Raw genomic sequence first — 13,333 nt, 5'->3', positions numbered from 1 at the left:
TCGTCGGCTCCCATTCTGTCGTCCGTTTCCGGTCGCTGCACACCAACCGCCGTCATCTTGTCAGCGCGCCTTCGTCTCCGGTTCGCCTTCGAGCTTACCTTCCGCGAACACGCGGCTGCCGCGAATATCGGATTCCTCAATGGTGATAAGATCGATTTTCGTCAACGCCCGGTCGCGCGATGCGAAAAGCCGGCTGGCCTGGCGAAGCCGCGCCCGGTCGAGGCTATTGCGAACGGAGCGGGCGTTGGAGAAATGCGGCAGCCGCATGCGGATCGGGAGATACTCTTCGAGCGCCTTGGCCGCCGCTTCGCTGAGACGGTAATTCTGTTCCGCCAGCATGATCTCGGCGATTGATTTGAGTTCGCTGACGCCGTAGTCCGGAAAATCGAGGTGATGGGCGATGCGCGAGCGCATGCCGGGATTGCTGTCGAAGAAGCGGTCCATCTTGTCCTTGTAGCCGGCAAGGATCACAACCAGATCGTCACGGTTGTTTTCCATGCATTGCAGCAGGATTTCGATCGATTCCTGGCCGTAGTCGCGTTCGTTCTCGGGCTTGTAGAGATAGTAGGCCTCGTCGATGAAAAGCACCCCGCCCATGGCGCGCTTGATCACTTCGCGGGTTTTGGGCGCGGTGTGGCCCACATACTGGCCGACGAGATCGTCGCGCGTCACCGCGACCATGTGCCCTTCGCGGACATAGCCAAGACGATGCAGGATTTCGGCCATTCTGAGCGCCACGGTGGTCTTTCCGGTACCGGGATTTCCCGTAAAGTTCATGTGCAGCGTCGGTGCGCCAGAGATCAGCCCGAACTTGCGGCGAAGCCGGTCGACCAGGAGCAGCGCAGCGATCTCGCGGATGCGGTTCTTGATGGGCTTCAGGCCGACGAGTTCGCGGTCGAGCTTGTCCATCACCTCGTCGATGTTGGACGCCTCGAACTCGGCCTGTAGATCAACCGATTCGCCCTGCGCGGCAGCGCTCTTTGCTATCGCGTCCAGCATGGTTCGCCTAGCTCCGTTCGCCTTCGGGCCTGTCGGTCGCATAAGGCACGATCGAATAGCCCTGACTGCGGCCGTCACGCTCTTGGCGCAGCAGCCGGAACCCGGGTTCATTGGGTGGCCGGTTGACGATGAATGACATGCGCGGTGCTTCCCAGCCCTTGGTCGAATCGAAGGCGGTGACCCGGACATACATGTTGGGCATAGCTTTCCGGCAATTGTTGACTTCAAGCAGGATGCCCGCCGGGTCCCTCAGGTCGAACATCGGGTTGCCGTACATTTCCCAATAGGTGTTTCGCGGATGTGGATCGTCCGTGTACTCGACGCTGACCGCCCAGTGGTTTTTCAGTGCGTATTTGATCTGCGCTGAAATCTGCTCATCGGTTAGCTCGGGCAGGAACGAAAACTGTCCCTGCGTGACCTTGTTTCCGGGATTGGTCATCATGGCGACGGTTCCTTTCGTCTAGAAGCTCGGCGTTGCGGTTGGTACAAAGTCGGCCGTGTCGGTCGATTCGTAGTTGAAGGTGACGTCCTTCCACGTCTCCAGGGCCGCCTTGAGCGGCGTGCACCATCTGGCCGCCTGTTCGAGGATTTTGGTCCCTTCGCGCAGATAGTCGCGGCCCTCGTTGCGGGCGAGGATCATCGCCTCCAACGCGACGCGATTGGCCGTCGCGCCGGCCTGGATGCCGTCCGGATGGCCGATCGTGCCGCCGCCGAACTGCAGGATGACGTCCTCGCCGAGATAATGGATCAACTGGTGCATCTGGCCGGCATGGATGCCACCGGAGGCGACGGGCATCACCTTGTTGAGCGAGGCCCAGTCCTGATCGAAGAACAGCCCGGTTTCGAGGTTCTGCGGCGTGCGCTCCTCGCGCAGCGTGTCATAAAACCCCTTGATCATAAGCGGGTCGCCTTCCAGCTTGCCGACCACCGTGCCGGCATGGATGTGATCGACGCCGGCCATCCGCATCCATTTGCAGATGACGCGAAAATTCATGCCGTGGTTCTTCTGGCGCGAATAGGTCGAGTTGCCGGCCCGGTGGAGGTGCAGGATCATGTCGTTGCGGCGTGCCCACTTGGCCATCGACTGGATCGCCGTGTAGCCAATGACGAGGTCGATCATGACGATGCAGGAGCCAAGCTGTTTTGCAAATTCGGCGCGCTCGTACATGTCCTCCATCGTGCCGGCGGTGACGTTGAGGTAATGGCCCTTGACTTCGCCGGTGGCGGCCGACGCCTTGTTCACTGCCTCCATGCAGTAGAGGAAACGGTCGCGCCAATGCATGAAGGGCTGTGAGTTGATGTTCTCGTCGTCCTTGACGAAGTCGAGGCCACCCTTCAGCGCCTCGTAGACGACGCGGCCGTAGTTGCGGCCTGACAGGCCAAGCTTCGGCTTCGTCGTCGCGCCGAGCAGCGGCCGGCCGAACTTGTCGAGCCGCTCACGTTCCACCACGATGCCGGTCGCCGGGCCCTGGAAGGTCTTGAGGTAAGCCACCGGGATGCGCATGTCCTCGAGCCGCAAGGCCTTGACGGCCTTGAAGCCGAACACGTTGCCGATGATCGATGCAGTCAGGTTGGCGATGGAGCCGGGCTCGAACAGGTCGAGGTCGTAGGCGATATAGGCGAAGTACTGTTGCTCGATCCTGGTGCCTGGACCTGTGTTCGGCACCGGCTCGGATTTGAATGCCTTGGCGCGGTAGAGCTCGCAGGCGGTCAGCCTGTCGGTCCACACCACGGTCCATGTCGCGGTAGAGGATTCACCGGCGATGGCGGCGGCCGCCTCCTCGTGGTCGACGCCGGGCTGCGGCGTGATCCGAAACATGGCGATCAGGTCGGTCTCCTTGGGCCGGTAGTCCGGCTCCCAGTAGCCCATCTTCTTGTAGGGGATGACGCCGGACCTGTAGCGTTCCTTGCCTTCCTTGAGCGTGCCTGCTGAGGGCATGTCGATCTTGTTCATGGCAGGTCTCCTGTTTGCCGCTCAGGCGGCTTTCGCGGTTGCGATTTGGGGGTCGAGCTTTCCTGCGGCGTAACGTTTCGCCATCTCATCCATGGCGATCACCCTGATCTTCGACGCGTGGCCTGCGGTGCCGAAGCGTTCGAAGCGATCGCGGCACAGGTCGCGCAGGGCGTCCATGGCGGGTTTCAGGAATTTACGCGGATCGAATTCGCGCGGGTCCTCCGTCGCAACGCGGCGGAACTGCCCGGCCATGGCCATTCGGCAATCGGTGTCGATGTTGACCTTGCGCACGCCGTAGCGGATGCCGCGCTCGATTTCCTCGACCGGGACGCCAAAGGTCTGGGGCATCTCGCCGCCATAGTTGTTGATGATGTCCTGCAGTTCCTGCGGCACGGAGGAAGACCCGTGCATGACCAGATGCGTGTTGGGCAGCTTTTCGTGGATCGCCTCGATCACCTGCATGGCCAGGATGCCGCCGTCAGGCTTGCGGCTGAATTTATAGGCACCGTGTGAGGTACCGCAGGCGATCGCCAGCGCGTCGACCCGGGTGGCGGTCACGAAGTCGACCGCCTGGTCGGGATCGGTCAAAAGCTGGTCGTGGGAAAGCGCACCTTCAGCGCCGTGCCCGTCCTCGGCCTCGCCCTGGCCGGTTTCCAGCGAGCCGAGCACGCCAAGCTCGCCTTCGACTGAAGCGCCGACCCAATGCGCCATGCGTGCGACACGTTCGGTGATGGCGACGTTGTAATCGTAGCTCGCCGGCGTCTTGGCGTCCGCCATCAATGACCCGTCCATCATCACCGAGGTGAAGCCGTGGCGGATCGCCGACAGGCAGGTGGCTTCGTTGTTGCCGTGATCCTGATGGATGCAGAGCGGAATGGCCGGATGGATTTCGGTCAAAGCCTCCATCATCTTGGCCAGCATGATGTCATTGGCATAGGAGCGGGCGCCGCGCGAGGCCTGGATGATGACCGGCGCATCGCAGGCCCTGGCCGCCTCCATGATGGCGAGGCCCTGTTCCATGTTGTTGATGTTGAATGCCGGCACCCCGTAGCCGTACTCGGCGGCATGGTCGAGAAGCTGGCGAAGGGTGATGCGGGCCATGGTCGTCCTCCTAGATAATGAGCTTCAGCGCCGCTGCCGCGACGGCTTCGGGCGTGATGTCGAAATGCCGGTAGAGATCCGGGGCAGGGGCGCTGGCGCCGAAACCGGCCATGCCGACGAAAGCGCCGGTGTCGCCGATCCAGCGGTCCCAGCCGAGCCGTGCTGCGGCTTCGATGGCGATGCGCGGCGCCGAGCCGAGGACGGCCTTGCGGTAGTCCGCATCCTGTTCCTCAAAGAGCTCCCAGCACGGCATCGAGACGACCGCGGCGGCGACGCCGTGCTCGGTCTCCAGCCGTAGGGCGGCGGCAACCGCGATTTCGACCTCCGAGCCGGTGGCGATCAGCGTCACCGCGCGGTGCCCGGCTGGCTCGCGCAGGATGTAGGCGCCCCGGCTCGACCGGTTCTCGTCGCTGTGTGGCTCGCCGCTAGGTGCTTGGCGCAGCATCGGCAGGTTCTGGCGCGAGAGCACCAGCACGCTCGGCCGCTTCTCGCTTCTCAGCGCCAGTTCCCAGCACTCCGCCGTTTCGATGATGTCGGCCGGGCGGAAGACGTTGAGGTTTGGCGTCGCCCGCAGCATCGCCAGGTGCTCGACCGGCTGGTGGGTCGGGCCGTCCTCGCCGAGACCAATGGAATCATGCGTCATCACATAGATGACGCGCTGGCCCATGAGCGCCGAGAGCCGCATCGCGCCGCGCGCATAGTCGGCGAAGCACAGGAACGTGCCGCCATAAGGCACGAAGCCGCCATGCAGTGCGATGCCGTTCATGGCTGCGGCCATGCCGTGCTCGCGGATTCCATAGTGGATGTAGCGGCCGGCGTAGTCGCCCGGCGCGATGCGGTTCATACCCTTGGTGATCGTCAGGTTCGAATGCGTCAGATCGGCGGAGCCGCCGACGGTCAGTTCGGTTGCGCCATTGATCGCAGCGAGTGCCATTTCCGAGGCTTTTCGCGTTGCAACCTTGGTGGCCTTCCCGACATGCTCCTTGCGGAAAGCGCCGAGCGCTTCGAAGACCGCGTCGGGCAGGGCGCCAGCGACCGCGCTCTCGAAGGCCTGCCGCCGTGGTGAGGCGGCAAGCCGCTGCTCCCAGGCGCGGCGTGCCGCTTGACCGCGGCCGGCAATCTCGCGCCAGGCGAAAAGGATATCGTCCGGCACCTCGAACGGCGCGAAGGCCCAGCCGATGTTTTCGCGCGTCGCGGCGATCTCCGCATCGCCCAGCGGCGCGCCATGCGTCTTTTCCGAACCGCCCAGATTGGGCGCTCCCTTGCCGATCACCGTGCGGCAGGCGATCAGAGACGGCTGGTCCGATTGCTGCGCCGCTTCGATTGCCGCCGCAACGGTTTCGGTGTCGTGGCCGTTCACCGACTGGACATGCCATCCAGCGGCTTTGAACCGCGCCGGCTGGTCCATCGATGTCGACAGGGAAGTGGGCCCGTCGATCGAGATCGCATTGTCGTCCCAAAAGACGATCAGCCGGGAGAGCTTCAGGTGACCGGCAAGATCGATCGCCTCGTGGCTGATGCCTTCCTGCAGGCAGCCGTCGCCGGCGATCGCGTAGGTGAAATGGTCGACGAGATCGGCGCCGTGGCGGGCCGCAAGCATGCGCTCCGCCAGCGCCATGCCGACAGCGGTCGAAATGCCTTGTCCAAGCGGGCCGGTCGTCGTCTCGATGCCAAGCGCATGGCCATATTCCGGATGTCCGGCGGTGCGGCTGCCCAGCTGGCGAAACCGCTGCAATTCTTCGATAGGCATGTCTTCAAAGCCTAGCAGGTAATGCAGCGCATACTGCAGCATCGAGCCGTGCCCGGCCGACAGCACGAAGCGGTCACGATCGGGCCAGTTGGGGGCCGACGGATCGATATTGATGAAGCGGCTGAACAGCACCGTTGCGACATCGGCCATGCCCATCGGCATGCCCGGATGACCGGAATTGGCCTTTTGGACACTGTCCATCGCCAGTGCGCGAATGGCGTTGGCCATGTCGCGCTCCGAGACGGCGGCGACGGGCTTCAGTGCTGCTGCTTGGCTGTTCATGGCGTCCTCCTCACGACACACGGTTCTTGCGTTCGATCAATTGCAGGATGAGCGGCGTCAGGATCAGCTGCATGGCAAGGTCGAGCTTGTTGCCGGGCACCACTATGGAATTCGGCCGCGACATGAACGAGTCGTGGATCATCGAAAGCAGGTAGGGGAAATCGATGCCGCGGGGATTGGCGAAGCGGATGACCAGCATCGATTCGTCGGGCGTCGGTATCCAGCGCGCGATGAATGGATTGGACGTGTCGACGATCGGCACGCGCTGGAAGTTGATGGCGGTCTGCGAAAACTGCGGGACGATGTAGCGGACATAGTCCGGCATGCGACGCAGGATCACGTCCATCACCGCCTCGGTGGAATAGCCGCGCGTTGCGCGGTCGCGATGGATCTTCTGGATCCATTCGAGATTTATGACCGGCACCACGCCGATCTTGAGATCCGCGTGCCTGGCCAGGTTGATCTTGTCGGTGACGACGCAGCCATGCAGGCCCTCGTAGAAGAGCAGGTCGCTCGGCGGAAATTCGCGCCATTCGGTGAAATGTCCCGGCGGCGTGCCGTACTGCTTCTCCTCATCCTCATCATGGATGTATGTGCGGGTCTTTCCGGTTCCCCGGCGGCCATATTCCTCGAATACCTCTTCGAGGATTGCCAGTTCATTGGCCTCGGCATGGAAGTGGGTGAAATTCGGATTGCCCGCCTTTTCCTCCTCGGCCACCTTCGCCTTCATCGTGGCGCGGTCGTAGCGATGGAAAGCATCGCCTTCGATGAAGGCGGCCCCGATGTTCTCGCGCCGGAAGATCAGCTCGAAGATGCGCTTGACAGAGGTGGTGCCTGCGCCCGACGACCCGGTGATGGTAATGATGGGGTGCTTTGCCGACATGGTCTTCAGGCCCTGAAAAGGCCGCGGCGGCTGAACAGCGGCGCGCGCTCGCCGATGGCGCTCGGCTCGGTGTGGTAGCGGGTGATGCGCGCGACTTCCCGCGCCGATCCGAAAACCATGGGCACGCGCTGGTGCAGGCTCTCGGGTTCGATTTCGAGGATGCGGGTGACCGTATCGGTGGCGGCACCGCCCGCCTGTTCGACGAGATAAGCGATCGGGTTTGCCTCATAGACGAGGCGAAGTCGCCCCTGCCTGTAGCTCTTGCGCTTGTCGCCTGGATACAGGAACACGCCGCCGCGCATCAATATGCGATAACAGTCCGCGACCAGGGAGGCGATCCAGCGCATGTTGAAGTCCTTCTCGCGTGGGCCTTCGGTGCCTTCAAGGCAGTCGTCGATGTAGAGCCGCACCGCCTCGTCCCAATGCCGGTAGTTGGCGGCGTTGATGGCGAACTCCTGGGTACGCTGGGGGATGACCCGGCTCTCATAGGCCTGGACGAAGGTGCCGAGCCGGGTCGAGAGAACGAAGACATGGGTGCCGCTGCCGAGCGACAGAACCAGCGCCAGCTGCGGGCCGTAGATGAAGAAACCGGCGCCCAGCTGGTTCACCCCTGCCTGCAAAAACGAGGCGGCCGGATCCCCATCCGGCGCGCCAATTGCAGGGAGAAGCGAGAAGACCGTTCCGATCGACACGTTGGTGTCGATGTTGGATGAGCCGTCGAGCGGGTCGATGGCGATGGCAAGAGCCGCTTGCCTGTCGAGCAGCACCGGCTGCTCCAGTTCCTCGGAAGCGTAGAGCGCGATCGGAGCGTGGCGCATGGCATCGAGGAAGATGTCATCGGCGAAGACATCGAGATCCTTCTGGATGTCGCCGTCAGCATTGACGCCGCGGGTTCCCGCAAAGGCCGTGCCGAGCACCCCTTGATTGATGGTGTTACGGATCGTGGTGGCCGCCTGCGTCAGCTGACGGATGGTCGCTACGACGGCGGAGCGCAGTTCGTCCGGCTCGCCAAGATAGGAGTTCAGAAAAGCGTCGAGCGTTGCCGCTGGCATCGTAACCTCCCGATCCAGCCGCCTCTCCTCGGGTCGGCCGGATTGGGAAAGGAGAACAAACGACGCTGGATAAGTAAAATTCAATAACTTTACTCAGGCAGTAAAAAAATTTTAGTATGCCATATGAGAAACCTCACGCTCAAGCAGTTCAAGACCGTTCAGGCAATCATCAGCCACGGAAAAATCGTCAGCGCGGCCAAGGTGTTAGGCCTGTCTCCTCCAGCGGTAACGATCCAGTTGCGGCAGGTGGAGGAGGAGTTCCAACTGGCCTTGTTCGACAGGACGTCGGACGGCATGCGTCCCACTGCCGCAGGTCTGGCCTTCGTCGAGACGGCACAGGCCATCGAGGAGCGGCTTCGTCTGCTCGAAGACAAGATGGATGCAATCAAGGGCGTGCGCGCCGGCAGCTTGCGGCTCGGCGTCGTTTCCACGGCCAAATATTTCGCACCGCGGCTGATGGCCGCCTTCATGAAGGAACATCCCGATATCGACATGCGCCTTGCCATCGGCAACCGCGCCGAGACGATCGACAATCTGAAGAACCACGACATCGATATCGCGCTGATGGGACGCCCGGCGAAGGAAGTCCCGGTGCGTGCTTCGGTCTTCGGCGATCACCCGCTGGTCATCATCGCACCGCCCGACCACCCGCTGGCGTCGGCACGCGACATTTCCAAGGAGCGGATCGCCGAGGAACATTTCCTCATTCGCGAGTCCGGCTCCGGCACGCGCATCTCGCTGGAAATATTTTTGAGCGACGTGCCTGGCCGCATCGACGATCTCGGCGTCGAGATGGGCTCGAACGAGACGATCAAACAGGCGGTGATGGCCGGGCTCGGCATCGCCTTCATCTCTGCCCACACCATCGCCGCGGAAATCGAGGCTGGCCGGCTGGTCATCCTCGACGTCGTCGGCATGCCGATCCGCCGGCAATGGTTTTCGGTGATGCGCAGCGATCACGCGATCTCGCCGGCGATGGCGACCTTCCACGATTTCCTGATGCGCAAGGGCGCGATGTACCTGCCACTGTTCGGCAAGCTCTATCCGCACGAGGAACTGAACAGTAGAGGTCGCGCGAGTTAGGGCGCGCGGTCCAGGCAAACGCTTCAGACAAACGATGGTGTGTATCAGCGGCTGATCGGCTGTGACCTCCTGACCGATGTTCACGAGCCGAGGCATCGCTGGTGGCACGCATTTGCGGAGCCGAGGCGACCGCCCTCCAAGCGCTGGGCCACGGGGTAGCGCCCCCGCGTTCACGGAACGGGTGGGCTTTGACTGAGCGTCTGCTAGCCTACAATTGGTTCGGCGACAGCTTCTTCGAGGCCAGCTGCCGCTTGGGCGGCAAGACCGCGGGCCGCTGCTTGTGAATCGTAAAATTCCTCAAGTGCATAGACTCTGCCCCACTGCAGGGTGAACACGTGGAGACCACGGTTGACGTACGACGCGTCGCCATTGAGCAGCGTTGCGGTGCCGTCCCACTGGGCAAACACGGTAGTATGCCACGGCCAGCCCTTCACCCAGATGTGGTTGACCGTGAGATGGAGATTGGGCAGGACGCGGCCGAGGCGCTCAAACCAGCGGCGCATGGCTTCTTTGTCGTGGCGCTCACCACCAAGCGCGTGGGCGCCGGAAACGCGGTGATGGACATGCAGCGCGAGTGCCTTCACCGCCTCATCCCAGCGATGGTTGTTGACGTGGTCGAAGCTCTCTCGGATCGATTTCTCGACAAAATAACTGTATAGCATTTGACCTCTCCCCAAACTTATTCGATGGCGTGATCGAGGCACCGTGTGGCGAGCCGAGCGGACGCGAGAGCCCACGGCCAGCAGCACGCCGGCTGCGGTCTGAACTTCGGCTCAGCGTATTGTCGCGTCGGCTCGCAGATGCATGTCAGTCTCGGTCGAGACCGTCACCTCATCTCCGGACCTTGAGAACGCGTAGAGCGAGTCCTGGTGGCCCGGCATGGAAAAGGCCACGGAGTCGTCGTCGGCGAGACCCATGACGACGCGCAGCGGATCGCCCCCGGTCTTCGGCGCGAAGGTGGCGGTGACCTCCAGGAGGCCGCCGTCGACCGGGACGTAGTAGACCACCATGTCAAGGTGTCCCTCGTGCAGGCTGCCGCCCTCGATCGGGCGTCCGATGGTGGCCTCCTCGGCAAAAGCCGGGGCCGCAAGAAACAGCGCAGCCAGGAGCGATGCGCTTAAGGTTTTGCGGATCATTTCGTATCTCCTTTTTAGATTGCGTTCGAACTCTATATAGGCTATAGATTACGAACGCAATCTAAAAAAGAGGTCAACAATGCGCGTAAGTCGTACTCAGGCAGCGGAAAACCGAGAAACCGTAATCAACGTGGCAAGCCGCCTTTTTCGGGAGCGCGGCTTTGATGGTATCGGCCTTAAGGATCTGATGAAGGGTGCCGGACTGACCCAAGGCGCGTTTTACAAGCAGTTCGCATCCAAGGACGACCTGGCGGCGCAGGCGTCCAGGCGGGCGATGGAGAGCGCCACCCGTCGATGGTCGGCCGCGACTGCGGCAAACCCTGATGATCCGCTTGGCGCGGTGATCGCGTTCTACCTCAGTATGGACCATCGCGGAGAAAAGATGGACGGCTGCCCGATCGTGGCGCTCGGCTCGGATGCCGCCAGACAGGGCAAGGACGTGAAAGCGCCGTTCGAAGCCGGGATCAAGGAGCATCTCGAGATCCTCGGCCGTTTCATTGCTGAGACCAGTGACGGGGAGTTCGATGGCAGGGCCATGGCCATTCTCTCGACGATGGTCGGTGCGCTGATGTTATCGCGCGTCATCAACGATCCTGACCTCGCGCAGGCCTTTCTGGATGCGGCGGCCAATCAAGTTCGTGAATCAGCCGGCACTTGAACGGCGTCGCGGCGCCTGCGGCGCGCCCAAACTGACAGGAAAATAGATGCGACGGATTGTTGTTACGGGCATGGGAGCGGTTACGCCCCTTGCTGCCGATGTTGAAACGTCCTGGTCGCGTCTCCTGGCCGGCCGCTCGGGCATCCGGAGGCTTGCGGATGATGTGGTGTGCGACCTGCCGGCGAAGGTCGGCGGGGTGGTGCCCTCCACAGAAGAAGATCCGGACGCTGGTTTCGATCCGGAAGCCATCCTTCCGCCGAAGGATCAGCGCAAGGTAGACCGGTTCATTCTCTTTGCGCTGGCCGCGGCACAAGAGGCGCTCGCCCAAGCAAGATGGGCCCCCGTCTCGGAAGCGGATCGCGTGCGCACGGCCACGATCATCGCCTCGGGCGTCGGCGGGTTCCCGGCCATAACCGAGGCGGTGCGCACGGTCGACCGGCGCGGCGTCCGCCGTCTATCACCTTTTACGGTGCCGTCCTTCCTGGTGAACCTCGCGGCAGGCCACGTCTCGATCCGCTATGGCTTCAAAGGTCCGCTCGGTGCACCCGTGACGGCGTGCGCGGCCGGCATTCAGGCGATCGGCGATGCGGCTCGCCTAATCCGCGCCAACGAGGCCGATATTGCCGTGTGCGGCGGGACGGAAGCATGCATGAATCTTGTCAGCCTCGGTGGGTTTGCCGCGGCACGCTCTCTTTCGACGTCCTTTAATCACCGTCCTGATGAGGCCTCCCGACCGTTCGACAAGTCGCGGGACGGCTTCGTCATGGGCGAAGGAGCCGGCATGCTGGTCATCGAGGAATTGAGCCACGCGCTGGCGCGCGGCGCAAGACCGCTGGCCGAGCTTGTCGGCTACGGCACGACGGCGGATGCTCATCACGTCACCTCCGGTCCCGAGGACGGCGACGGTGCGCGCCGGGCCATGGAGATCGCAATCGCCCAAGCAGGGATTTCGCCCCGCGAGGTTCGTCATCTCAATGCCCATGCGACCTCCACGCCGGTGGGCGACCTGGGTGAGATCGAAGCGATCAAGAGCGTGTTCGGGCGCGATTTCGCGATAGCTGTCAGTGCAACGAAATCGGCGACCGGACACCTGCTCGGAGCCGCCGGCGGGCTCGGAGCAATCTTCGCAATCCTGGCACTCAGGGATCAGATGGCACCGCCGACCCTCAATCTGAGCGCTCCCGATCCGGCCGGCGACGGGATCGACTTCGTCGCAAACCGGGCCCGGCCGATGGCGATGGGCTATGCAATCTCCAATGGCTTCGGCTTCGGAGGCGTTAATGCCAGCGCGCTGTTCCGGCGCTGGACGGATGATCTGGCCGGCGCGAGTACCGGAGGCGCTCATGATTGACGCCTTTCGCTCCGACCTGTCGTGCTTCTCCCACGCCAATCCAAAACGAAGAAAGAAGTGACCTCCATGAACAAGACCAATCTAGGCGTCGCCCTGGTGACGGGGGCATCCAGCGGTATCGGGCACACAACGGCCAAAGCCCTGCAGAACGCGGGCTTTCGCGTGTTCGGAACCAGCCGTCGCGCGGTCGTCGACCGATCCGATGGCGTTACCATGCTGGCCTGTGACGTGACCGATGACACTTCCGTGGCGAAACTTGTCCAGGACGTGCTGGCCGAGACCGGGCGCATTGACCTGCTTGTCAATAATGCCGGCGTTGGCCTGCTTGGTGGCGCGGAGGAGTCCTCGATGGCCCAGGCCAAGTCGTTGTTTGACGTGAACGTCTTTGGCGTTATGCGAGTAACCAAAGCGGTGTTGCCGACAATGCGCCGCCAAGGCAAGGGCAGAATCGTCAATTTGAGCTCGGTGCAGGGGTTCATTCCAGCTCCCTATTTCGCGCTTTATTCGTCGACCAAGCATGCCGTTGAGGGCTATTCCGAATCGCTCGACCACGAACTGCGTACTTTCGGAATTCGCGTCGTGTTGGTGGAGCCCGCCTATACCCGCACCTCATTTGAAGAAAATCTCGCCAGGCCGGATCAGTTGCTTGACATCTATGACTCTGCGCGCGCCGGCATGAACGCAGCTGTGCGGAAAGCGATGGAAAAAGGCGATGCGCCGGAAGTGGTGGCCAGGACCGTTTTGGTGGCTGCGACCGATCCCGCTCCGAAGAGGCGCTATGCGGCTGGAAAAATGGCGCGCCAGGTCAGTTTCCTGCGCCGTTTCGTCCCCGCATCCGCTTTCGACAAGAGCCTGCGAAAGCAGAACGGACTGCCGGTCTGAGGTCGACAACAATGATATTCCTGTTTCGGTCGAGCCCATGCGAGAGCGCGTTCCAGGAGTCACATTTTTTGGCACTGGCACAGCCGGACGCGCATCTTCGATGCGCGCGCGTCCGCGACCGAGCCCTGCGGTCGTTGGCGTTAGATTAGCGCCATGTTATATTGCGGCGCGAAAGAGCGGGGGCCACGTTCCTTTCACACCC

General features: G+C 62.5%; 13 protein-coding genes. 4 read left to right on the top strand and 9 right to left on the bottom strand.

Annotated features, from left to right (window positions below; all coding sequences use genetic code 11):
• Positions 1-60: 60 nt before the first annotated feature.
• The 7 genes from cbbX to NKI67_RS17725 are packed head-to-tail and all read right to left on the bottom strand — an operon-like array spanning position 61 to position 8,021.
• Positions 61-999, bottom strand: coding sequence for a CbbX protein (cbbX, locus tag NKI67_RS17755; protein WP_023678834.1), 939 nt, complete (start codon positions 997-999; stop codon positions 61-63).
• 7 nt (positions 1,000-1,006) lie between these two features.
• Entirely contained in the window at positions 1,007-1,441 is a 435-nt protein-coding gene (locus NKI67_RS17750) for a ribulose bisphosphate carboxylase small subunit (RefSeq protein ID WP_023678835.1), read from the bottom strand.
• A gap of 18 nt (positions 1,442-1,459) precedes the next feature.
• Positions 1,460-2,953 (bottom strand): ribulose-bisphosphate carboxylase large subunit, encoded by a 1,494-nt coding sequence (locus NKI67_RS17745; protein ID WP_084641467.1) that lies wholly within the window; start codon positions 2,951-2,953, stop codon positions 1,460-1,462.
• Between the two features lie 21 nt (positions 2,954-2,974).
• The gene (gene fba / locus NKI67_RS17740) at positions 2,975-4,054 is read right to left on the bottom strand and encodes a class II fructose-bisphosphate aldolase (RefSeq protein WP_352646187.1); all 1,080 of its coding nucleotides are present in this window, start codon (positions 4,052-4,054) and stop codon (positions 2,975-2,977) included.
• 10 nt (positions 4,055-4,064) lie between these two features.
• Positions 4,065-6,086, bottom strand: a complete 2,022-nt coding sequence (gene tkt, locus NKI67_RS17735; protein WP_352646185.1) for a transketolase — start codon at positions 6,084-6,086, stop codon at positions 4,065-4,067.
• Positions 6,087-6,096: 10 nt separating this feature from the next.
• Positions 6,097-6,969: a phosphoribulokinase gene (locus tag NKI67_RS17730; protein WP_023678839.1), complete on the bottom strand. Its 873-nt coding sequence runs from the start codon at positions 6,967-6,969 to the stop codon at positions 6,097-6,099.
• A gap of 5 nt (positions 6,970-6,974) precedes the next feature.
• Positions 6,975-8,021, bottom strand: coding sequence for a class 1 fructose-bisphosphatase (locus NKI67_RS17725; protein ID WP_352646183.1), 1,047 nt, complete (start codon positions 8,019-8,021; stop codon positions 6,975-6,977).
• 123 nt (positions 8,022-8,144) lie between these two features.
• Here NKI67_RS17725 and NKI67_RS17720 point away from each other — a divergent pair, with 123 nt between their 5' ends.
• Complete coding sequence (locus tag NKI67_RS17720) at positions 8,145-9,104, top strand: LysR family transcriptional regulator (protein ID WP_352450677.1); 960 nt, start codon at positions 8,145-8,147, stop codon at positions 9,102-9,104.
• A 203-nt stretch (positions 9,105-9,307) separates the two neighbouring features.
• On the opposite strand, the gene NKI67_RS17715 is transcribed toward NKI67_RS17720, so the two are convergent.
• Positions 9,308-9,766: a nuclear transport factor 2 family protein gene (locus NKI67_RS17715; RefSeq protein ID WP_352646180.1), complete on the bottom strand. Its 459-nt coding sequence runs from the start codon at positions 9,764-9,766 to the stop codon at positions 9,308-9,310.
• A 111-nt stretch (positions 9,767-9,877) separates the two neighbouring features.
• On the bottom strand, positions 9,878-10,240 hold the full coding sequence (locus NKI67_RS17710) for a hypothetical protein (protein ID WP_023678843.1): 363 nt from the start codon (positions 10,238-10,240) through the stop codon (positions 9,878-9,880).
• A gap of 79 nt (positions 10,241-10,319) precedes the next feature.
• Here NKI67_RS17710 and NKI67_RS17705 point away from each other — a divergent pair, with 79 nt between their 5' ends.
• The 3 genes from NKI67_RS17705 to NKI67_RS17695 all read left to right on the top strand — a co-directional run bounded on the left by NKI67_RS17705 (position 10,320) and on the right by NKI67_RS17695 (position 13,131).
• Entirely contained in the window at positions 10,320-10,898 is a 579-nt protein-coding gene (locus NKI67_RS17705; RefSeq protein ID WP_352646177.1) for a TetR/AcrR family transcriptional regulator, read from the top strand.
• Between the two features lie 46 nt (positions 10,899-10,944).
• On the top strand, positions 10,945-12,249 hold the full coding sequence (gene fabF, locus NKI67_RS17700) for a beta-ketoacyl-ACP synthase II (protein ID WP_352646175.1): 1,305 nt from the start codon (positions 10,945-10,947) through the stop codon (positions 12,247-12,249).
• 66 nt (positions 12,250-12,315) lie between these two features.
• Entirely contained in the window at positions 12,316-13,131 is an 816-nt protein-coding gene (locus tag NKI67_RS17695) for an oxidoreductase (RefSeq protein ID WP_352646173.1), read from the top strand.
• Positions 13,132-13,333 lie beyond the last annotated feature (202 nt).

The organism is Mesorhizobium sp. M0408, assembly GCF_040321495.1.
GTDB lineage: Bacteria > Pseudomonadota > Alphaproteobacteria > Rhizobiales > Rhizobiaceae > Mesorhizobium.
Note: the sequence above shows the minus strand (reverse complement) of the source record. Positions and strands in the feature narration are given on the sequence as shown.